Below are 18703 nucleotides of genomic sequence, written 5' to 3' on the forward strand. Positions count from 1 at the left end.
TATTGATCCTACATCTCGCTTTAGCTTGTACATGTACTTGCCAAGGACGCCCACATGTCTTTCCTACGCCACCCCGTAACCCGTTGGATTCTCTTTCTCCCAGCGGCCTGCATTGCCTGGGCCGTCGTAATGCTTTTGATCCGATTCCTCAATGGATTCTGGACAGATCCTGACCCTGCCAAGCTCAGCTACTTCTCTGCCTTTGGAGAAGCGCTCGTCCAATTCGCCGGCTGTTTTGTGTTTGTGTTCGTAGCTGCCATGGTGGCACCTGCTGGCAAGGTATTGGTCAGCGCCATCCTCATGGCCGTCGTTGGCATGGTAGGCGTCCTCAGTCTGATTTTCTCGGTGACGCAGGGCCAATACCCGATGGTCATCGTCTTCGTAGGAGGTCTGCTCGGCCTGGTCAACGCTGTCGTGGTGGTGCACAAGCAAACTCCTGCGTTCCAGCCGGTATAGGTGGGCCATGCTTCACGCCGCAAACAAGCACAAAACCCGGTACTGGGAACGCTATCAGGGCGTTCGTCTGGAGGGAGAGACTGGCGTCCGCGCGGAGGATGAGATCGTCTCTACCGTATTCGGCCCGCTAGCGTTCTTGCCGCCGGCAGCCATCGCTGCCTTCTGGATGGCGGTTGTGCGTTGGGAGCCGGACTCTGCCGGCGATCCTTTCCCGGCCGGGCCGGTTACCGGCGCCAGCATGGAGTTCTGGCCCACTCGGTACGAGCGCGAGCCTGATCTTCGTGTGGTTCTCCAGTGGGGTGAGACCAGCGTGGTCATCCTGGTTGAGCTCAAGTGGGATAGCGGTCTTTCGCCTGACCAGCTCCAGCTGCAGTGGAACGCTTGCCTGGATGAGAGCGAGAAGAGTAGGGCGCTGCACGTGTTCATTGGCAAGGACATCGGCAACGCCCTCAATGATGCAGCCAAGGATGACGTCTGGGCCGGCAGGCTCCACCTGCTGAGCTGGTTTAACATCCTGACGATCCTGGGTTCTCTCGGTGGCCCCGGTGCCGATCTCCTGCAGCTGTGGGGCAGTGAGGTGTCAGGCTTGCTCGAGTTCCTGGGCATTCGTGCCTTCGATGGCTTTAGCCGTCTAGCTGTTCCGTATGCGCCCCAGGGCCTGGATGCGAACTTCTGGTGCCCGTTCGATGGATTCGCCTATCTTGATGTGCCTGATGCCCCTGAGGGCGATGAGGCCATGTTCTTCGCAAGGAGTGATGCATGAGCGCGAAAGGTTTTCAGATCTCGGCCAACTTCAAGTTCGTGGCGGAAGTAGGGCGCCAGTGCGATAGCCTGGCCGAGACAATCAAGGTGGAGCTGTCCAAGGCCCTGGCAGCCAAAGATGCCGGCGCCGAGATTGTTGCCGAGCAGTGGTCGAAGGTAGTGTTTCGAGATGATGAATCCGGTTGGGTCAGCACTGACATTGCCTACTCGCTACCCCTAAAGGTCGCCGAGGAGCCCATTGGCAGCCTGTGCTTCCAGATCAGCCTGGCCGGCAACGGGATGAGTTTTGGCGAAAACCGCGAGCCACTGCTCCACGTGTGCTTCTGGACGGGTGGGCCCATCAAGTTCCCGGACAACTACATGGGTTTCCCCCTCATGGATGAGCCGGTGGTGGAAGCCGGCCGCCTCCTGAACCTTTCCGGGGATGGGGATGAGCTGAAGTCCTGGACGTTCAGTCTTCGGCTGATCAGCGTTAATGGATTCAGCGATGTGCTGACCAAAGTCGTGAACCCGGCGGTAGCTTTGCTGCAGGGTCGCCTGGCCGAAGAGGCGCTGCCGGAGTCCATCGAGGGTCTGGCCCTCTACTCCCTGGAAGAGCCAAAGATATCCTTCCAGGGCGAATGAAGCGTGATGCTTGATCCATGGGGTTGACGCACCCCAGGCGGGGACATAAACAACGTATGGTGTTCCCAACGTAGGATGTGACCATGTCCCTGGAAGAGTTCGAGCTCCGTAACGGAGAGATCACCGTAATGACCGAGGCCGTGGATGACGCCACCTGGCGATCAACCCCGGAAGAGGGCGATACCGTGTGGCTGCGGCCAGCCGGGCAGGGGCATGACATCCTGGTCAGGGTTGAGGCTGTTGATGGCGGCGTCTTCACGGGTCGAGTCGTTAGCTTTACTGATGGTACGCCCGGCCTACTGAGCCCTATGGGCTACTCGATTGGTCAGCCGGTGGGCTTCACGCACCGGCAGATCCAGAACATCGAGATCGGCTGCGCCTACCCTGGCTGACTTGCCGGTCAGCCGGTAGTGTTTGATGCTCGGGTTTTCAGTCTGTAATATTTACCTGCTTGCTCCGAGATTGCGTGGGCCTCGGCTTCACCTCGGCGCTGCGGGAGAAAAAAGTGGAAAGGCCCTCATCGAGAGATGAGGGCTTTTTTCATTCATGGCCCTTGGAAAGCGAAGCGGCACTCCCATATCCTGATTCCAAGATGGCATCACGGACGGAACGGGCATGTCGCAGAACAAGATCGAGATCGCAGAAGAGCTCCCTCATTACGAAGTCGAGCAGGATGATGCACCTATTCGGCCCAGTACGGCCGGCATTGCTGGTCTGGCAGCTTCTGCACTTGATCAAGCGGAGAAAGGTATCCGTCGGGGGTTCCGTGAAGCGCATCGGCTGACACGCGTCCAGGTGCCGCAGCGCGCCGGCAACATGGCTGAGGTCTACCACACCGCCTCTTACAACATCGATGCGACAGCAAAGGGTATATCCGCTCGTGCGCAGATGACCTTTGACCTTCCCGGCGGACACTGGAAGCGATCTCCCAAAGATGTGCTCATCACCACCAGGAAGGGCACTTTCAGTGCTCAGCTGAAACAGACCACTAGCCCAAGTACTGCTACGGTTGTACGGAGCATGGCTGACCCGAAATATTCCGGGGTCGACATCATCGTAGGGCCTGCGGACATCATGCCAAAGGCTCGCCGCTATTCAGAAGGTCGCCTGAAGACACCCTCGAAAGCCAGCAGTCCGAAAGTCACCGAGCAGGGCCATCGCCAAATCCTCGAGAAGGGCGTTGACCGAATGAGCGTTGGCGGCGCAAGCAGCGAGCCTATTTCCAGCGCAGAAGCTATCCGTATGGCGGAAGACCCTGCAGCTCTGGCGAAAAAGCTCAGGGGGCAGGCAGTCAAAGAGGGTGCGAAGATCGCTGGAGCGGCCGCAGTGATAGGTGGCATTGCTGGCGCTGCGACCAGCAAGGAGAAAACCCTGAAAGGGAAGGCCAAAGATGCGCTTAAGTCCGCAGGGGTAGCAGGAGGTGGAGCGGCTGCGAGTGTTCTACTGGCTCAGGGGCTGAAGGCCGCCGGCCAGCGTGTGAATCTGCTCCGGCCGCTTGCAAAGGGCAATGCCGCAACTCTCATGGTCGACATGGGCATTACGATCCTGCACCAGGGCTACAAGTACGGGAAAGGGGATGTGACCTTCGCTGAAGTCGCTGACGCTTGCGCCGAGAAAGGCGCCAGCATAGGTGGTTCGGTGGGAGGAACAGTCCTGGCCAGCGTTGGCATTGGGATGGTTTCCGCGCCAGGCGCCGTTGTTCTCGGCACTGTAATCGTTGGTTCCACAGTCGGCGGATACGTTGCGCCGAAAGCCTATCGAGCAACCAAGAAGCTCCTGGGCAAGCTGTTCGGGGCGGAGGAGAAACCGCTATCAGCGGTCAGGCGCCGGCCGAAGCCGGCAATCTGAGGTTTTCTGTGGTTTTCGCTAGGCCCACTCCAGCATGATCGCCAGAGTGCTCTCCAGCGGGTAACCCAGACAAAGCCCGGTCAGCATCAGCTCGAAGAGGCTTTCAGGCCTCTTCCAGTCATACTCGGACACAACCTGGACAGGGTTGAGGTCGGCAACCTTGACCAGGCGTTTCATGAACGTCTCTGCACCCAGTTTGGTGCCCTCTCCGTAGAACCCTGCAATGGCGCCCAGATCGAACAGCTCACCCATGGGCTTGTTCGACCCGAACATTACCCAGGTAATGGTTGCGGCTGTCTCGGGGTCGGAGTGGATTTCGTAGCTCATGCCGGCTCGTTCGACACGCTCTACCAACCCTTGCCAGTCGTTCTGGGGCTCCATGAACATCACATCGACGATTGGCTTGTGGCCAGCGAATACCGCTTCGATGATCGCCGGGCCATCGTTGAGCATGCGGTTGTCCTCGTCGCGCATAACCATCCCGGCCATGGGCAGGTTCAGCCAGCGGATCATAGGGTGTTTGGGAGCGACGACGTCCCTGGGGAAGCTGTATCGACGATGGGCGTAGCCGTTGTGGAGCACCCGGACGATTTTCTTGTGCTTGGTCTCCCGGACATCAAAACCATTGAGCGTTCGGCCCTGGCTGTCCTTGTTCGTGCCTGGTCGAGGCTGGGGTTCCTTCAAGGCCCAAAGGTAGGGGACTTCCAGGTGCGTCGGGATGTTACTCATGCTGGCTCCAAGCCATCTTTTGCATGGTGACATAGTGACATGAGTGGTGGCTGGTGTATAGAATCCGCCGACATTCTCATGGAGGTAATGCTGGTGAAATCGAAGATCGTCCTGATTGCTGCACTGGCAGCTGGTGTATCTGCGTGTTCCTTCTTCGATGATCGCCTGGAGACACAGACTGTAGACGGCTGGAAGTTCCCTGGAACGCCGGCTACCGCTAAAGAGCAAGGTATCACCGACTGCCTGAAGAAGCAGGTCAGCTACGTCTGCAGAACCAATGGGCCCGCATCCTTCTTGGGGGTTCCTGCACTGCGGGCGCTGGTAACCATCACTGCCGAGGACAATTTCGCTTCGCGCATGCCTAACAAGCCAGCTCCTTCACTGGAAGGAATCCCTTACGACAAGCTGAGCTATCGCGGGATTTATTTCGTTTTTGCTGACACCAAGCTCCTCGAAAAGGCCTTCGAAATGCAAGGTTGGGTGATGGGAGTTACGGGGGATAAGGACACACCAACCGCCTATGTGCACGAAGGCGTTCAGGCCGAAATCTACCTCCTGGATAAGACGATCAGTATCATGCCGGCTTCATCCGCTGAGGTTGATATGCAGCTGGAAGTGCACAAAAAGCGCATCAAGGACGGCGATTTGGCGCAAGCCAAGGACGAGTCATTTTCGGAGTATATGAAGCGATGATCCTCTGTGCGCCGGCACCCCGGCGCACGGTGTTTGCGCTCGACACCCTGCATAGGCATTCAGCACTAGGTTGTTCGACTGTTGTTACTCATGGAGGTAGTTTCGTTGAAAATGAAGTTGGCTTTGCTCTGTGCTCTGGCGCTCGGTGTGTCCGCCTGCGGTATTTTCAGCGACCGTCTGGAAACCCAGACTGTTGACGGCTGGAAGTTCCCTGGAACCGCAGCCATCGCAAAGGAGCAGCAGTTCACCGACTGCAAGGAAGGAAAGTTCAGTGCCACGTGCGTGAGATACCAGAAGACCGCACTCTTTGGTGTGCCAGCCCTGATTGTGGGGGTCACAATAGATGGCCGCGACAATTTTGCCGCTCACCCTGGTAGAGAGGCAGCGCCTTTCTTGCGTGGCATTCCTTTCGACAAGCTGAGCTACCGTAGCATCAGCTTTGCTTTTGCTGACGCTAAGCCCGTCGAGAAAGCCCTAGAGGTAGAGGGATGGGTGATGGGCGAAACAGGCGAGGCAGGGATTCAGACCGTTTATGTCCACGAGGGCATTAAGGCGAAAATCTTGATGAAAGGTGCCAATCTAACCCTGGCTCCTGCGTCGTCTGCTGAGGTGAAAGAGCAACTCGCCATCCACCAAAAGCGGATCGATGATGGCCAACTGGCACAGGTGAAGGGCGAGTCCCTCGTCGATTACATGAAGCGCTGAAGCTTCTCAGCCGCTGAACGACGCCCCTTAGAACTCGACCCGCCCAGGTAGGTGACGAATGCTCAAGATGATCGTACAGGTGCTCTGCTTTGCTCTGCTGGGTTTGTCCTCGTTTGCTAGTGCCGGAGGGGAGCGTTTCTCAAGCCAAAGCGTTGGAGAACTGATGTTCCCTGGCGATACGTCGACGGCAAAATTCCGGAACTTCACCGACTGCAAGGCTGAAGACCGGAGCTACGTCTGCTACAGAACCGTGCCGACATCGTTGTTCGGGGTTCCCGCAGTTAAGGCCTGGGTGACGTTCACAGGGGCTGATAATTTCGCCGAAGAGCTGCCGGCTATGGAGACACCGCCCGTAGATGGGCTCCCATTCGATAAGCTGAGCTACCGAGGTGTCTCGCTTACCGTTTCCAGCCCGGATCTGCTGCGGAAAGCGCTGAACATGAATGGCTGGACGGTGGGGGAGAAAGGCGAAACTTTGGTGTATTTCCGGGAGTCGTTTCGGGTGAAGATCTACGTGCATGGCAGCTCGGTGAACCTCATGCCTGCAACGGATAGCGAGGTTCAAGGGCAGTTTGCGATCTACGCAAAGCGCCTACACGAAGAAAGCATGGGGAGTTCGAAAGGGAAGAGCTTCACCGATTTCATGAAACCCTGAGCCTGTATACCCTGGCCGGGTGCGGTGTTGAAATCCTGACTAGACTTCGCTGGATGAGCCATAGAGGGAATCGTGGTGAAAAGGACTCTGAATGTCTTTGGCTTACTGCTTCTCAGCTTCTCGCTTGGTGTTCAGGCAGAAGGTCGGACTCGAACCTTCTACCTTGATGGGTTGGGGTTCCCCGGCGATCCTGCCGCAGCCAAAGCGCAGTTCTTTACGAACTGCACTGAGGGTGAGCGCCAATACACCTGCGAGCGGACGATACCGACGTTGTTCCTTGGCACTGATGCCACTAAGGCGTGGGTTAGCCTCAATGCCCAGGACAATTTCGCATTGGATCACCCGGTTGGCGATCCACCCCCTGTAGCCGGCGTCCCCGTCGACAAGCTCAGCTACCGTTCGATCCATTTCGAGTTTCCGGATCACGATCTGCTCGAAAAAAATCTCCGTAAGCAAGGATGGCTTAAGGGCGGCGCTACGGAGCCTGATCAGTTCTTTAAGGAAGGGGTGCCGGCCGTCATCCTTGTGAACCGTATACAAGTGACCTTGTTTCCAGCGGCACCTGATTACGTCAATGAGCACCTGGCCCTCATTCGTGATCGTCTGCATGACGAATGGCTCAAGACCCGGAAGAGCGAATCTCTGCTCGACTACATGAAGCAATAGCCGACCAGGTTCAGTTGCACTACTGGTGCATGCCAAGCTCCTTGATCCGGTAAAGGCAGTTGAGGATCGTATCTGGTCGTTCGAGCGGACGGGGCCTGCCTAAGGGCTCCGTTGTTGACTTGCGGTCAAGAATTGCCTACCTTTCGCGCCAGGTCTCCCCTGGATCTGGCGGTCGGCACGCGAAGCGCAAGCACAGGTAGCGCAACACCCCTCTTACGCACGTATCCAGTTCCCTGATCACGTGCGGGCAGCCGACACCGCAATGTGATCGCGGAGTCTGGATATGGCATTCCCCATCTCGAAAATCGACCTTGAAGGTCGTGGTTTCTCTCGTCTTGCGCGCTTCGTCCACAAGAACTGGCCCGGACAGGAGCCAATCAACCTGTCGTTCGCCCAGGAGCTGCTGTCACGCTCGCTTGGGTACAAGGACTTTCACGATCTGCAGCAGCATGCAGGCAGGATTCGTTACCCCATGGGGCCGGCTGATGCGTCGGTGATTGCTCCCCAGGCAGCTACAGAGCTGAAGGGCGTTGCCGGCCTGGATCGGAGCTCTATAAAGAGCTTCGTGGAGTCCTGGCCGGTCAACCTCCTGTCGTTCCACTCTGGGTTTGTTCGCAGCTGGGATATCGAAGGCTATCCAGAGCCAGTGATCGAGGCGCTGCGCGAAGCATACGAATATTGCTGGCAGTTCCCAGCGGGTGCGTCAGCTCGCCTCCCGAACAGAGTGAGCTTCTATAACACTATCTGCCTTCACCTTGGTTTCAAGGCGGGGCGCTCACTCTCGGATGTCCAAACGAAGTCGATCCTCGAAGTTCTCCAGGAATATCCTCCTGAGGAGCTTGCGTGGTTTTTCGACGAGTTCCAGAAAGTGAACACCAGGCTGCTGGAGGTTGCTGCAGAGTTCGTAAAACAAGGCCACTTCTTGCCGAAGGATGCGTTCGATCACCCTGACCTGGTGGACGGACTTGAGTCGCTTGGTGAGTTCCTTTCGGGAGCCTCCCTGGCCACTCTTGCCTCGCAGTTCCTCGAGTACGCGATCAAAGAGAAGCTTTCGCAGAAGGTCTTCGATCTTTATGTCTGGGGCCGGAATGACCAGGGCTTCTACAAGAAGGTCATCATCGGGCCAAAACCACCGAAGTACCGCTTCCGCCAAGTGCTCCAGGTGCCGCAGGGGGTACTTACCATCGTTGTGATGGACTCCAAAGAGGAGTCTTCAACGGTTTCCTACTGTACCTGGACAGCTCGCCTTCTTTGCCCGAAAGGTACGTGCTTGGCTACTGCGGCTGGTGGCTTGTATGAAGCTCTTGCTGAAAGGACTGGCCCTGGAGCACTTCAGTACGTGGCACAGCTACAGGGGAATCATGAGTTTGCACTCATCTCGGACTATCTGGGGCGTATTCGCGAGCCTGACGTGCCCTTGGATGAAACGGTCGATGCCCTCCTGCTTGAGAGCTCTTTCATCACTGTTCATCGCTGGGAGCGTTCGAAGGCTGCCGTAGCCGGTACTGGCCTGACCCTGCTGGCAAAAGCTCTGGAGTACATTTCCGGTCAGATCACTCAGCCACTGCATGTCCTCGCAAACATCCGCCCGTTCCAGTACGTGGATGTGCACTCGGAGGCGATTCCAGAGGCCATCCGGGTGCTACGAGCAGAGGACGAATCTAGGATCAACGCCTACCTTGATCTTCGATTGCCAGGCCTTTCTGTCGTCAAGAACGGGGTCGTGAAGAACGTTACGCGCCTCAGCCTGGATCCGATCTCCAGCCTCGGTGACACACTCAGCGCGATGGTTTGATGAGTGCCTGGGCGGCTGAGTCGCTGCCCAGCTCCATTGCAAAGCGGCTAGTGTCAGGCTTGCTCGATCACATTGGTATGCTGGGGCAGCAAGGTTACCGGGCTGGATGGCCCGGACGATCTCCCGCTGATCTCGCAGTCGCGCCTTGGGCAGCCAACCACGAGCTCACCCAAGTGATCGACCTCATTTGCCCCGGCCGGCGCCAGGCCTATCTGCGGCATGTCGATCCCATGGATAGGGCAGCATCCTTGTTGCAGTCGGCGGAGTCTGTCTTGCCTGCTTTGCTTTGCCATCTTTGATGTCTCAGTGCTGTGCTGGGAGGTGTTTTGCCACCAGGGGCATCAGCAGCCTAACCGAGACGACCATGTGAGCTCTAGTCGGTGCGTTGACCACGCGTTCCAGCATGTGCAACCAGGAGTTGATCAGCAACTGGTCGGCTGCGGACTCGGCTCTGAGTTCTTCCTCGAACTCTTCCCGCATCTTGGCGTATCGCTGGACGATCAGGGTCTGTTCGCAGTGTTTGGCGATTTCCCTGATCTGAGAGGCCTTGGAAACCAGCTCGGCCTCCATCCCGTCGTCCGATACCTCCTGTAGGGATTCCATCAGCTCAGCAAACATTTCGTCGATGTCGACGGGTTTCTGCGTTTCGGTCATGGGTACTGCTCCTTGCGTATGGCGGGCGGCGCCCGGCCTAGGACTCTAGTTTCTCGGGAACGATGGTGGCGGCAATGACCACGCCCTTGCCGTGTTTGCCATCTACGGTCTGATCGTCACGGTTGGCCAGCAACCAAGTGGCCAGGCGAATGAGGGCTTCACTGGCAGTAGGTGCAAAGGCACCGACTTCGAAGGAGATTCGCTCGTGCTTGTCTTCTTCCCACCTGAACCGAGCTTTGACCAGGCGCTGGCCGGCGACCTTAGCAATTGCGGTGCCGTAGGCCTTCGCCCGGCCCACCTCGGCCAGAACCTCGTTGTCGTTGTCCTCGATCTGGTAGAGCCTGCTGTACGAAAGTCGCGCACATCCCCACACCTGGCTCAGGAGTAGTGGCCCCTGTACGCGGTGCCAGTCGGTTTCGAGCCGGTCAGACTGTTCCTCGATTACGCGGTAGGCGTCCTCGATGCTCATGCGTTCCATGCGCTGGCGCTCCTTGTTGTCAGGCTTGTACGGCCGGGGTGGTGAGGATCTTTCCGTAGGCGTGCAGATAGGCTGTCGGGTCACCCATGTAGAGACGCTGCAGTCCGCTGACGAACTCCACGATGTCCTCGTGAGTCTTCAGGATTCGCTTGGGCAGGTGGAAGGTGTATTCGCCGGCATAGTCGAACTGGATCTTCTCGCCGGTCGCATAGAACTTCAGCAGGGCCCTGATGATCGTCCTGGTCTTGTCGGCGCTGCAGGGCCAGTCCTCCATGGTCTTGATCAGCTTGCTGATGTGCATGTCCACGAAGTTGTAGTGCAGAGCCAGGAACTGGGCATCGCGGCTGTTAGGGAACTGCCTGGCGATGACTCCTTCCAGCAGCCCTTCTAGTCGGTGGGCAAAGGTGTAGTGGAACATTGGTAGATTGAAGTTGGCGAGCGCCTCACTCGCCTTGCGCACTTCTTCGCTATCGCCCAGGGACTGGACTAGCTCCTCGTTCTCGCGGGCGCTCTCGGCGAGGACGCTCGTGAAGATAGACTTGAGGCCTTCGGTGATTTCAGTCATTGCGGCATCCTTTGCTGGGGCAGGGCGGCCTTGCGGCCGCCGGCAGGGTCAGTGGTACTGGTTGTAGCGACTCAGCAGCTCGCGCATGCCCTTGGTCTGGGGCGACAGATCGTCGATACGCTTATCGAGCACCCACAGGCGACGGTTCTGTACACCTTCACGGCGCACGAGACGGCCCAGGCCCTGCTGTAGGCGCCAGGTTGCTTCCTGATGGCCAACCACTGGCCCGGCGATCTGGCTGCGGCGTGCATGGGAGAGGGTGCGCACGGTGCCGTAGGGAAGGCGAGGAACTACCAGGTCGGTCAGGGTGAAGTCTTCGCCTACGGGTACAGCGCTGTTGCTCAAGTTGAAGCCCGTCCATGCCGCCCCGGTACCGAGCCATACCGGCCGGTTGGTGGCGTTCTTGAAGACGTGGGCGCAGGCGTTGGCAGGGAAGGCCGGCGATTGAACGATCAGACGGTCACCCAGCACGTCACGCAGGCGCTCCGTGAGGGCCTCGATGCTCGCGTAGGCCGTCAGCAGTACCTGAGTGCCCCCAACTGCGCTTTCAGCGATGCTGAGCAACTGAGAGGCTACTTCGTCGTGCCACTCATCCGACTCGGTGTTCGGGTAGTTGGCCAGGCGATGCTTCATCAGCTCAACCGGCTTGTAAATCCATGAAGGGGTAACCGGGGTCGGCACCATGAGGCGCTCGCTGGGGATCGCTAGTTTCCATCCGGTGAGGTTTGCCTTCAAAGAGCCAGTGAGGGTGGCTGATACCAGTACTGCGCTGCTGCAGGACTCCCAGAGCGCCTTCAGTGGCTTCTCCAGGTTCGCCTTGCCGGCGGAGAGCACCGCGTACTTCTTCACTGGTGTCAGCTCGACACGCACAGTGGACTGTCGGGATAGCACCGACTTGATCACGCCCTTGGCATGGCGCAGCGTCTTGGCCATGGCCAAATCGCTCTTCTTGGGCTTGAGCGCATTCAGGGCGACCAGAGCAGAGGAGGCGGCGTCCTCGAGGCCGCCGAAGCGGTCGAGATCCCCCATGAGGGAGCGGGCGCCGTACTCGTCAGCCAGGGCCGTAGCAGTTATCAGGGCGCCGAGTTCCTCGATAGCTGCCTTGGCCACGCTCTTCTTCGGTACAGACGAGGCGCCCAGGGCATGCCCCATGGCGTGCAAGTGCAACGTCTCGGTGTTCACGGCGGCGAAGGCGTCTTCCAGCTGGTGGGCTTCGTCCACGAGCAGAACGTCGGTCTTGTAGGGCAGGATGCCATCGCAGTTCATCGCCATGAGCCGGTAGTGCGCGGCCATGAAGTGGTGCGAACACATGAGGATGGACGCGGTGTGCGTCTTCTCGCGCAGCTTCTGGTAGATGTCCTCTGCCGGGCAAACGGTGCCTTCGGCTGGCTCCGAGAGCATTACCTGGCTGGTCGGAATCTCGTCATCCAGCGCCAGCGCATCGTCCAGCAGCCATTTCAGCTCGATACCGATCAGGTTGCCCAGATTTCGGGTGGCGTCAGTGACGGGCGTACCTCCGGCCGCGATCCATTCCAGGATGGCCTGGGAGCCGGTGGTATTGGCCCAAAGCGCCAGCTCGTCCGGGTCGACGAAGTTCGGTCGCCCCAGCAGTACGCCGATATCCAGGATTGCTGCGTCCTCAAAGCGGGCCAGTTCCTGGGTCAGCTGCCAGATGACAGGCAGGGGAGCGCTGATCAGGGCGCGCTTGCCGTCCAGAGCCGCGTCGAGCGCCAGGCACGCGATCAAGCTGCCCTTGCCGGTACCGGTGGCAGCCTCGGCGAAGAAGATTTTGCCCTGGGGCATGTTGGCGCGGATGGCTTCGACCATCGGATGCAGGATCGGGCGCACCAGCGAGATTCGCACATCCTTTTCGACGATATTGTTGGGTGCGGGAGCAGCCGGCTCTCCAGAGACTTCGTTTTTGAGCACAGCTTCGATGAGGCCAGCGCTGACGGTGGCGACCGACACCTTACTGCGCTCGGCCTTGGCCTTGATCGCAATGCTCAGGTGCGGCGGTGCGTTCAGCGTAAAGCCGACCACCTTGTGCTCGGGCACGATCAGGGGTTCGAGATCATCCTCAATCGCCTGCAGGAGTAGGTCTCTGGCCCACTGGGAACGGCCTTCGCCAGGAGGGGTAAGTGCCCCGATACGCAAATATTCCATAAAAATGCCTTGCTGCAATTTGTCGGTAATTGTACTTTAAAACGCATCACGAAGAACAACGGGTTTGTTAAGGAAATGAACGCACACCGTTTGAACCTTCGCCTCGGGGAGCATCTGTACCCGGATCAGGCGAGGGCCACCTCTGCTTTGCTTCTGGATAAAGTCCAGCCTTCACTGATCAGTGCCTTGATGCACTACAACGAAGGCCCGCGCGACAAGAAAATCGCGAAGGATGGGCTAGCCCCGGTTCACTTTGCCTCCCTTTCTGACGGTTTCTCCCTGATTGGCTACGGCGAACTCGGCCAGATGATCATTCAGGACATCACTCCTGTGCTTACCAAAGCCTGGAGCGAACACCTCAAGCGCCCGGTGTATCTGGACTCGACCGACTTTGAAGTCGGTATCGAACGCCGGCCCTACACCATCGAGTACTCCGTTCCTCGCCTGGTGATCCAGAAGAAGCCGCGCCATCTGGAGGCGCTGCAGGATGAAACCGCTGGCAAGGCTCACATCGAGAAACTGATCAAGCGCGGCATCCTACGGCAGTGTGAGGCACTTGGCATCACCCCGCCGGCTGACCTCGAAGTCACCTACCTGGGTTGCGATGGCGAGTTCCGCGCCAACCTTGGCCACGGCGGCGCCTGTCTGCTTGGCCACAAAGGGGCCACCTTCAAGTGCAACGCGGCCCTCAAGGGGCTCTGGTCGCTGGGTTACATCCCGAGTAAGGGCTACGGCCTGCTCAACGCGAACTACGTGCGGGGTGTAGTGAATGCTTCGGCCAAGTGAGGTTTACGCTAAAGCGCTGAAGCTGAAGCCGGAGCCAACACTGCCCAAGTGGGCCGGTGAAGCTCCTGAGACCTGTTCGCACTGCGCGATTCAGATTCAGGTTGGTGACCATTACTCCCCAGTCGTGCTTGGCGCCTTCTTCAGTGATGCGCGTGATCTGTGCGCCGCCAATGCGCTGGTTTGCTGGCGCTGCGTCATCCTGAGAACCAAGCCGGCGCTCAACAATCTGGCAGGCACTGTAGCCACCGAGCATGACGTCTTTTCCATCAGCAAGGACGTCGAGAAGGCCTGGTTCTTCACGAATCCACCTCCGGCTCCGTTCGTAGCTGTCATTTCGTCGTCGACGATGCAGCACCTTGCCTGGCGTACTCCGGTCACCCTGGATAATCGTGCGATCAGTCTGCGCCGGGGCCCGAACGTCTTCACTATCCACCCTGAATTCATTCGCCGAGGGTTGGAGATTGCCAAGGCTGTTCTGGAGAAGAACGGTGGAAAGTGGCTGGCGCCGATGCTGCTCGACCGAAACCTGGAAGAGTCCTTCCATGGGATTCTGAACCCGAAGGCGCTGGAATTTCTTTCCGAGGAAGAGCGCGAGTTCTTCCGCAACCTGGGGGCCGGCGACCGCTGGGCCCTTAGTACCGTCATGCATTCCAAGCTCCCCGAACCGTCGGAGCCTGTTTCTGTGACCGCCAAAATTCTCGATAAACTGAAGGACTGATTTTCGATGCAAATTTCCGTAGTAATGCGCAACCTGACCCCGGTTCACAGCTCCGATCCGGTCAAGTCCACCATCGACCTGGATGGCAAGATCGACAAGGGCAAGGGTTTCCCGCTGGTGCGCATGCGTACCCTCAAGGTGCCGGTGGATGTAGTCGATGGTGCGCCGTCCACCGCGTACCTGCCGATCCTGCCCTCGAACACCATGCGTAACGCGCTGCGCCGTTCGATCCTGGACACCGTTTTCGGCAGCCTGCGTGGTCGTGCCTCGCTGAGCATCGGCGCCTATGCTGCGACCTGCACCGGCAGCTCCAGTGGCAACCCGGAAGGCGTTCCGGCTACCTTCGACGAGACCCTGGCAGTGCGCGGCCACGTTTTCTTCGGCCTGTTTGGCGGTGGCCCGCGTTTGATCAAAAGCCGCATGGGGGTCGACAACCTGTACCCGATCCACCGTGATGCAGCTCGATTCCTCGGCGATGGTCATGAAGAGCGCATGCGCGCCGATAAGATCCTGGACGTGGTGTGGAAGCGTCGTGTTGACCCCATCGAGAAATGCACGGGTGAGCAGCTGGAAGAGATGATCACCAATCCCCGTGAGTCGATTACTGGCTGGGCGATCAATGCTCAAGCTCGGAAGGCTAAGGGTAAAAGCGAGGAGGGTGATGAGACGGCCAACACGCGCGGCTTGAACGCCTTCAACGCCCAAGAGGTGGTCATTCCTGGTATCGATTGGGCCTGGAAGATCCTGCTCAAAAACCCGACTGATGCCCAGGTTGGCCTCGTTCTGAAAGGCATTCAGGACATCGAGCACAACGTCGTCCAGATCGGCGGTGGCAACGCCTATGGCATGGGTGAGATGAAGATCGTTGAGATCCGTGTGGACGGCGTTCGCTACGACCCTAGTAGCGACCAGGGCATGAAGTGGGGGGACGCCTTGGGCGAAGCTCTGGATCAGCTTTCCGCTAAGGACTTCGAGGACTTCGTGCAGCCCGCCAAGGCTGATGCGTAATGCTGCCCCTCAAGGTCACATTCAAGCTGCGCAATCCGATGGTTGAGCCCGGCCGGGCCATCCATTTGGATGCAGTGCTCTCGGCCATGCGGGTTGATGCCGCAGAGCTGGAGGGTATCTCTGACCCCAACCTGGTGCAGCATGACCTCCCGGTGGAGCGCTATAACTCTCCCTCCGGGGAGTGGGTGTTCAAGGCATCGGCGCTCAAGCTGGTGCGCCAGAGCCCGACTACGCTCTGGATGCACACCGGCCGTTCTGACATGGTGATGGCGGCGGAGGATCGCGCCAGCGGTTTTCTTAAGCTGCGCGGCGCCAAGCCGAACCCGGCCGGAGGCCCGTTCAAGGCCTCGAAGTTCAACCTGGACATCGTCTTCGCAGACCTGGTCGGCTACGTGGTCGGTGACCGAGCCGGTATCGAAGCTCTCCTGAGCGATTGCCAGCAGGTCGGCGCCCGCCGTGGAACTGGCTTTGGTTGGGTCGAGTCGATCTCGGTGGAGGAGGTGAGCCTGGCTGAGTGCGCCTGGTACAACCGCTCATTGCCGGATGACTTCGAGGGAGTCGAGGGTGTCCAGCTCGATCTGGTTCGTCGCGTCGGCGCCTTGCGCGCCCCCTATTGGAAGAAGACTGCGCATACCGTTGTGCTGGCGCCATTGGGGCATTGATTCTTCGGTGGAATTTTAAGCACTGATTTTTCCCATATTTATCAGGCTGCTACAGTAAGGGTGTTCCCCGCGCTCGCGGGGGTGAACCGGCCTACAAGGACGCCGCATCCGAGGGGCGCTCGTGTTCCCCGCGCTCGCGGGGGTGAACCGATTTCCTCAAGCAGCTCCTTCCGCCTCGTGCCGTGTTCCCCGCGCTCGCGGGGGGTGAACCGTCCTCAACGTGACTCGAGCTCGTCACCTTCTGGTGTTCCCCGCCCTCTCGGGGGTAAACCGGTGTTTGTAGTTGAGGTCACCAGTTGCGAGAAGTGTTGCCCGCGTAGACGGGGGTAAACCGATAGCCGGCGTGAAACCATCACCCGCCCTCCAGTATTCCCCGCATGCGCGGGGGTAAACCGTGGAGCGGGTATTCAATGGCTTAATCCAGATTGTATTTACCTGCAAGCGCGGGGGTGAACCGTAGCTCTACTGCCTGCACAGTACGCAGAAAGCGTATTCCCCGCGCAGGCGGGGGTTAACCGGGATTCTGGCTCCAGGTAGAGCAACGTATGCCGTGTTCCCCGCATACGCGGGGGTGAGCCTCACGCACGATATAGAGGTGTTATTGAGACCATGTGTTCCCCGTAGGTGTGGGGGTCTACGGCCGACGACTGGACGGCTTTATGTGAGGGTAACTGTTCCCCGCGTATGCGGAGGTTATCGTCACTGCCGCCGTACCCCGAAGCGGTGACTGTATTTTTCCTCGTACATGCGGGGGTGAACCGTTCTGGCCATAGGTGTGAAGGGGTGACTTGCCGTATTCCCCGCGTAGACGGTGGTGAACCGCTAACGAACAGCTGGCTGGTCGTTCTCGGCGTGTGTTCCCCGCAGGCTCGGGGGTGTACGTGGGATGACGGCCTATGTAGAGCATAAGCAATGTGTACCCAGCGTATGCGGGGGTGTTCCGCAGCGAGACAGCTACCGAGATGGACAGATCCTGCATTCCCGCGTATGCGGAGGTTATCGTCACTGCCGCCGCACACCGAAGCGGTAACTGTAATTTGCCTCGCACATGCGGGGGTGAGCCGTTGGCGACCTGGCCGATAGACCAAGAAGGGTTGTGTTCCCCGCGTATGCGGGGGTGAACCGAACATTGCCGTACAGTTGAACATCCAGTGCGCGTGTTTCCCGTGCTTGTGAGGGGTGAACTGCGTGGGCCTTTGTCGCCGCGTATCTCGTGCCAGTGTTCCCCGCCTGCACGGGGGTGAGCCGCGTTCGCGCCCGCCCGCTGGTGAGAAACAGGTGTGTTCCCCGCTTCACGGGGGTGAGCCGTTCACGTGGCTGGCTGCTTCACCACCAGAATTGTGTTCCCTGCGTGTGCTGGGGTTATCCGGTGGATCAGATAGAGTGGATGGACTGCAAGCAGTGTTCCCCGCAGGCGCGGGGTGGAGCCAGGCTTTGCAAAATCGCGGCTTGGATCTTGTTCTCCCGTTTGTGGGGGTAAGCCGAGCGCTTCAGGAGTGTCTGTTGCTATGCTCAAGTTTTCCCAATCCTTTTTGGGGTGAGCCGGACAGCAGCGTAACCCTAACCTTGGCGTTGATGTTTTCCCCTGCCATCACGGGGGTGTGTGGCGCGGCAACTGGCGCTTTACGTCCCAGGGTCAGTATTCTTTGCTTCGACGAGGGTAAGTGGCTCATCTCGAGAGTCCGGTACCAGATGGTGTCACCCGGATAGCCGGGGGGTAAATGTGAGATAACAGTGATGTCACATGGGTGTACTTCCTCACTTTCGTGAGGGTGATCGGTATGATGACCATGGCCATGAGCTCGACAACAAAGTCTTCCCCGCACAAGTGGGGGTGGGCTCCACGGCAAGATCAAATGTTGCAGCCAGTTTTCCCCGAAGCAGGTTGGGGGTAGGCGGATGACCCCGCACATTGCGAGCACTTCAAGGCTTCTCCAGGATTCTGGAGGTTGACGTAGACAGAAAAAGTCCGTGCTGCCGTTTTGTTCACTGAATGAGTGGTTGGCCGGTGATGGCGTATGGAAGCATTATTCTCCGCATGGTTGGAGGTTGGCGCCTACGTTCAGAGAGCTACGGCCGAGTATCGCTGGCTTTCTCTGGAACCAGGATGGTTCGAGGAGGTGGATGGGGGATGTCTTCCCTGCAGCCGGTATCGTGTCTTTTCCGCGATGCGGAGGTGAGCGAGGAATTAAAGCCCAGGGCGCAAGCGCTGCTTGGGCCTCCTCGGTAGAGGGTGCTTGGCATGTCGAACCGACGGTCAGTACGTGTTTTCCTGGTTGCAGCAGGGTGAGCGGATAGGAATTTGTACCCTGGAGTTCTTTCTTCCCTGGGTATCCAGGGGTAGGCGGATCACCGAAATTTGGGAGCTTGACGGTTTCCCTCCGTCTAGACGGAGGTGATCGTAACGATGGCGGTGTGCTGCCGTTGGTGCGGGTTTTCCCTGGTTTTCAGGGGTTGGCGAACGATACGGTAGGCTCATTTTCTGAGCATTCCCCTGCAATCCAGGGGGTAAGTGTTGGCCAGACAACCTGAGCAACCTAGAGCTGGCGTGTTCCCCAGTTCCTGGGGGTATCCGATGGCTTGCGAAAGTGTGGCTGTGTAGAGTGTTCACCCGCCGGGTGGATGATGAAGCCCCTCATCGTGAACTGACCCCCGAAAGTTGGACAGTTGGACTGGGCCGCTAAGCTGCCAATGACTGAGCCCTGTATTGAACGGGGCTCAGTCCCTTCAACTTGG

At 58.7% G+C, this 18703-nt stretch carries 19 protein-coding genes; 14 read left to right on the top strand and 5 right to left on the bottom strand.

The genetic code is table 11. The features are described 5' to 3' along the window. Nucleotides 1–54 precede the first annotated feature (54 nt). From HNP46_RS02675 to HNP46_RS02695, 5 genes are all read left to right on the top strand, one after another. Entirely contained in the window at nt 55–456 is a 402-nt protein-coding gene (locus HNP46_RS02675; RefSeq protein WP_184585967.1) for a hypothetical protein, read from the top strand. Nucleotides 457–463: 7 nt separating this feature from the next. Continuing rightward, nucleotides 464–1219 carry a hypothetical protein gene (locus HNP46_RS02680; RefSeq protein ID WP_184585968.1) on the top strand — a complete coding sequence of 252 codons (756 nt, stop codon included), beginning with the start codon at nt 464–466 and terminating at the stop codon, nt 1217–1219. Continuing rightward, the gene (locus HNP46_RS02685) at nt 1216–1842 is read left to right on the top strand and encodes a hypothetical protein (protein ID WP_184585969.1); all 627 of its coding nucleotides are present in this window, start codon (nt 1216–1218) and stop codon (nt 1840–1842) included. The genes HNP46_RS02680 and HNP46_RS02685 overlap by 4 nt, the downstream gene beginning before the upstream one ends. An 83-nt stretch (nt 1843–1925) precedes the next feature. Next, nucleotides 1926–2234: a hypothetical protein gene (locus HNP46_RS02690; protein ID WP_184585970.1), complete on the top strand. Its 309-nt coding sequence runs from the start codon at nt 1926–1928 to the stop codon at nt 2232–2234. A gap of 223 nt (nt 2235–2457) precedes the next feature. Further along, nucleotides 2458–3690, top strand: coding sequence for a hypothetical protein (locus HNP46_RS02695; protein WP_184585971.1), 1233 nt, complete (start codon nt 2458–2460; stop codon nt 3688–3690). Between the two features lie 18 nt (nt 3691–3708). Here the strand turns inward: HNP46_RS02695 and HNP46_RS02700 are convergent, their stop codons facing one another. Beyond that, nucleotides 3709–4419 (bottom strand): hypothetical protein, encoded by a 711-nt coding sequence (locus HNP46_RS02700; RefSeq protein ID WP_184585972.1) that lies wholly within the window; start codon nt 4417–4419, stop codon nt 3709–3711. A gap of 93 nt (nt 4420–4512) precedes the next feature. Between HNP46_RS02700 and HNP46_RS02705 the strand changes: the two genes are divergently transcribed. The 5 genes from HNP46_RS02705 to HNP46_RS02725 all read left to right on the top strand — a co-directional run bounded on the left by HNP46_RS02705 (nt 4513) and on the right by HNP46_RS02725 (nt 8933). Further along, complete coding sequence (locus tag HNP46_RS02705) at nt 4513–5112, top strand: hypothetical protein (RefSeq protein WP_184585973.1); 600 nt, start codon at nt 4513–4515, stop codon at nt 5110–5112. A gap of 105 nt (nt 5113–5217) precedes the next feature. After that, nucleotides 5218–5817 carry a hypothetical protein gene (locus tag HNP46_RS02710; RefSeq protein WP_184585974.1) on the top strand — a complete coding sequence of 200 codons (600 nt, stop codon included), beginning with the start codon at nt 5218–5220 and terminating at the stop codon, nt 5815–5817. 58 nt (nt 5818–5875) lie between these two features. Then, the gene (locus HNP46_RS02715) at nt 5876–6472 is read left to right on the top strand and encodes a hypothetical protein (protein WP_184585975.1); all 597 of its coding nucleotides are present in this window, start codon (nt 5876–5878) and stop codon (nt 6470–6472) included. A 75-nt stretch (nt 6473–6547) separates the two neighbouring features. Next, complete coding sequence (locus tag HNP46_RS02720) at nt 6548–7138, top strand: hypothetical protein (RefSeq protein ID WP_184585976.1); 591 nt, start codon at nt 6548–6550, stop codon at nt 7136–7138. Nucleotides 7139–7421: 283 nt separating this feature from the next. Then, a complete protein-coding gene (locus HNP46_RS02725) occupies nt 7422–8933 on the top strand; it encodes a hypothetical protein (protein WP_184585977.1) in 1512 nt (503 codons plus the stop codon). A gap of 303 nt (nt 8934–9236) precedes the next feature. On the opposite strand, the gene HNP46_RS02730 is transcribed toward HNP46_RS02725, so the two are convergent. The 4 genes from HNP46_RS02730 to HNP46_RS02745 are packed head-to-tail and all read right to left on the bottom strand — an operon-like array spanning nt 9237 to nt 12685. Next, complete coding sequence (locus tag HNP46_RS02730; RefSeq protein WP_184585978.1) at nt 9237–9587, bottom strand: hypothetical protein; 351 nt, start codon at nt 9585–9587, stop codon at nt 9237–9239. Nucleotides 9588–9624: 37 nt separating this feature from the next. Continuing rightward, nucleotides 9625–10065: a hypothetical protein gene (locus HNP46_RS02735; RefSeq protein ID WP_184585979.1), complete on the bottom strand. Its 441-nt coding sequence runs from the start codon at nt 10063–10065 to the stop codon at nt 9625–9627. Nucleotides 10066–10084: 19 nt separating this feature from the next. After that, a complete protein-coding gene (locus HNP46_RS02740) occupies nt 10085–10630 on the bottom strand; it encodes a hypothetical protein (protein ID WP_184585980.1) in 546 nt (181 codons plus the stop codon). A 48-nt stretch (nt 10631–10678) separates the two neighbouring features. Further along, a complete protein-coding gene (locus tag HNP46_RS02745) occupies nt 10679–12685 on the bottom strand; it encodes a hypothetical protein (RefSeq protein ID WP_184585981.1) in 2007 nt (668 codons plus the stop codon). 117 nt (nt 12686–12802) lie between these two features. Here HNP46_RS02745 and HNP46_RS02750 point away from each other — a divergent pair, with 117 nt between their 5' ends. From HNP46_RS02750 to HNP46_RS02765, 4 genes are read left to right on the top strand one after another with little or no spacing between them, the layout of a single operon-like run. Beyond that, nucleotides 12803–13579 carry a hypothetical protein gene (locus HNP46_RS02750; protein WP_184585982.1) on the top strand — a complete coding sequence of 259 codons (777 nt, stop codon included), beginning with the start codon at nt 12803–12805 and terminating at the stop codon, nt 13577–13579. Beyond that, nucleotides 13563–14297: a hypothetical protein gene (locus HNP46_RS02755; RefSeq protein ID WP_184585983.1), complete on the top strand. Its 735-nt coding sequence runs from the start codon at nt 13563–13565 to the stop codon at nt 14295–14297. Before HNP46_RS02750 ends, HNP46_RS02755 begins: the two co-directional genes overlap by 17 nt. Before the next feature lie 6 nt (nt 14298–14303). Next, nucleotides 14304–15305 carry a type IV CRISPR-associated protein Csf2 gene (gene csf2, locus HNP46_RS02760; protein ID WP_184585984.1) on the top strand — a complete coding sequence of 334 codons (1002 nt, stop codon included), beginning with the start codon at nt 14304–14306 and terminating at the stop codon, nt 15303–15305. Then, a complete protein-coding gene (locus HNP46_RS02765) occupies nt 15305–15967 on the top strand; it encodes a hypothetical protein (RefSeq protein ID WP_184585985.1) in 663 nt (220 codons plus the stop codon). Before csf2 ends, HNP46_RS02765 begins: the two co-directional genes overlap by 1 nt. Nucleotides 15968–18703 lie beyond the last annotated feature (2736 nt).

Origin of the sequence: Pseudomonas nitroreducens, assembly GCF_014204515.1 — a bacterium.
GTDB lineage: Bacteria > Pseudomonadota > Gammaproteobacteria > Pseudomonadales > Pseudomonadaceae > Pseudomonas > Pseudomonas nitritireducens_A.

Excerpts from the sequence above, each read along its gene's own strand:
- HNP46_RS02680 (WP_184585968.1), top strand. The coding sequence starts at position 464 with ATGCTTCACGCCGCAAACAAGCACAAAACCCGGTACTGGGAACGCTAT.
- HNP46_RS02700 (WP_184585972.1), bottom strand. The coding sequence starts at position 4,419 with ATGAGTAACATCCCGACGCACCTGGAAGTCCCCTACCTTTGGGCCTTG.
- HNP46_RS02765 (WP_184585985.1), top strand. The coding sequence starts at position 15,305 with ATGCTGCCCCTCAAGGTCACATTCAAGCTGCGCAATCCGATGGTTGAG.
- HNP46_RS02715 (WP_184585975.1), top strand. The coding sequence starts at position 5,876 with ATGCTCAAGATGATCGTACAGGTGCTCTGCTTTGCTCTGCTGGGTTTG.
- HNP46_RS02740 (WP_184585980.1), bottom strand. The coding sequence starts at position 10,630 with ATGACTGAAATCACCGAAGGCCTCAAGTCTATCTTCACGAGCGTCCTC.
- csf2 (WP_184585984.1), top strand. The coding sequence starts at position 14,304 with ATGCAAATTTCCGTAGTAATGCGCAACCTGACCCCGGTTCACAGCTCC.
- HNP46_RS02690 (WP_184585970.1), top strand. The coding sequence starts at position 1,926 with ATGTCCCTGGAAGAGTTCGAGCTCCGTAACGGAGAGATCACCGTAATG.
- HNP46_RS02735 (WP_184585979.1), bottom strand. The coding sequence starts at position 10,065 with ATGGAACGCATGAGCATCGAGGACGCCTACCGCGTAATCGAGGAACAG.
- HNP46_RS02685 (WP_184585969.1), top strand. The coding sequence starts at position 1,216 with ATGAGCGCGAAAGGTTTTCAGATCTCGGCCAACTTCAAGTTCGTGGCG.
- HNP46_RS02675 (WP_184585967.1), top strand. The coding sequence starts at position 55 with ATGTCTTTCCTACGCCACCCCGTAACCCGTTGGATTCTCTTTCTCCCA.
- HNP46_RS02725 (WP_184585977.1), top strand. The coding sequence starts at position 7,422 with ATGGCATTCCCCATCTCGAAAATCGACCTTGAAGGTCGTGGTTTCTCT.
- HNP46_RS02755 (WP_184585983.1), top strand. The coding sequence starts at position 13,563 with ATGCTTCGGCCAAGTGAGGTTTACGCTAAAGCGCTGAAGCTGAAGCCG.
- HNP46_RS02730 (WP_184585978.1), bottom strand. The coding sequence starts at position 9,587 with ATGACCGAAACGCAGAAACCCGTCGACATCGACGAAATGTTTGCTGAG.
- HNP46_RS02695 (WP_184585971.1), top strand. The coding sequence starts at position 2,458 with ATGTCGCAGAACAAGATCGAGATCGCAGAAGAGCTCCCTCATTACGAA.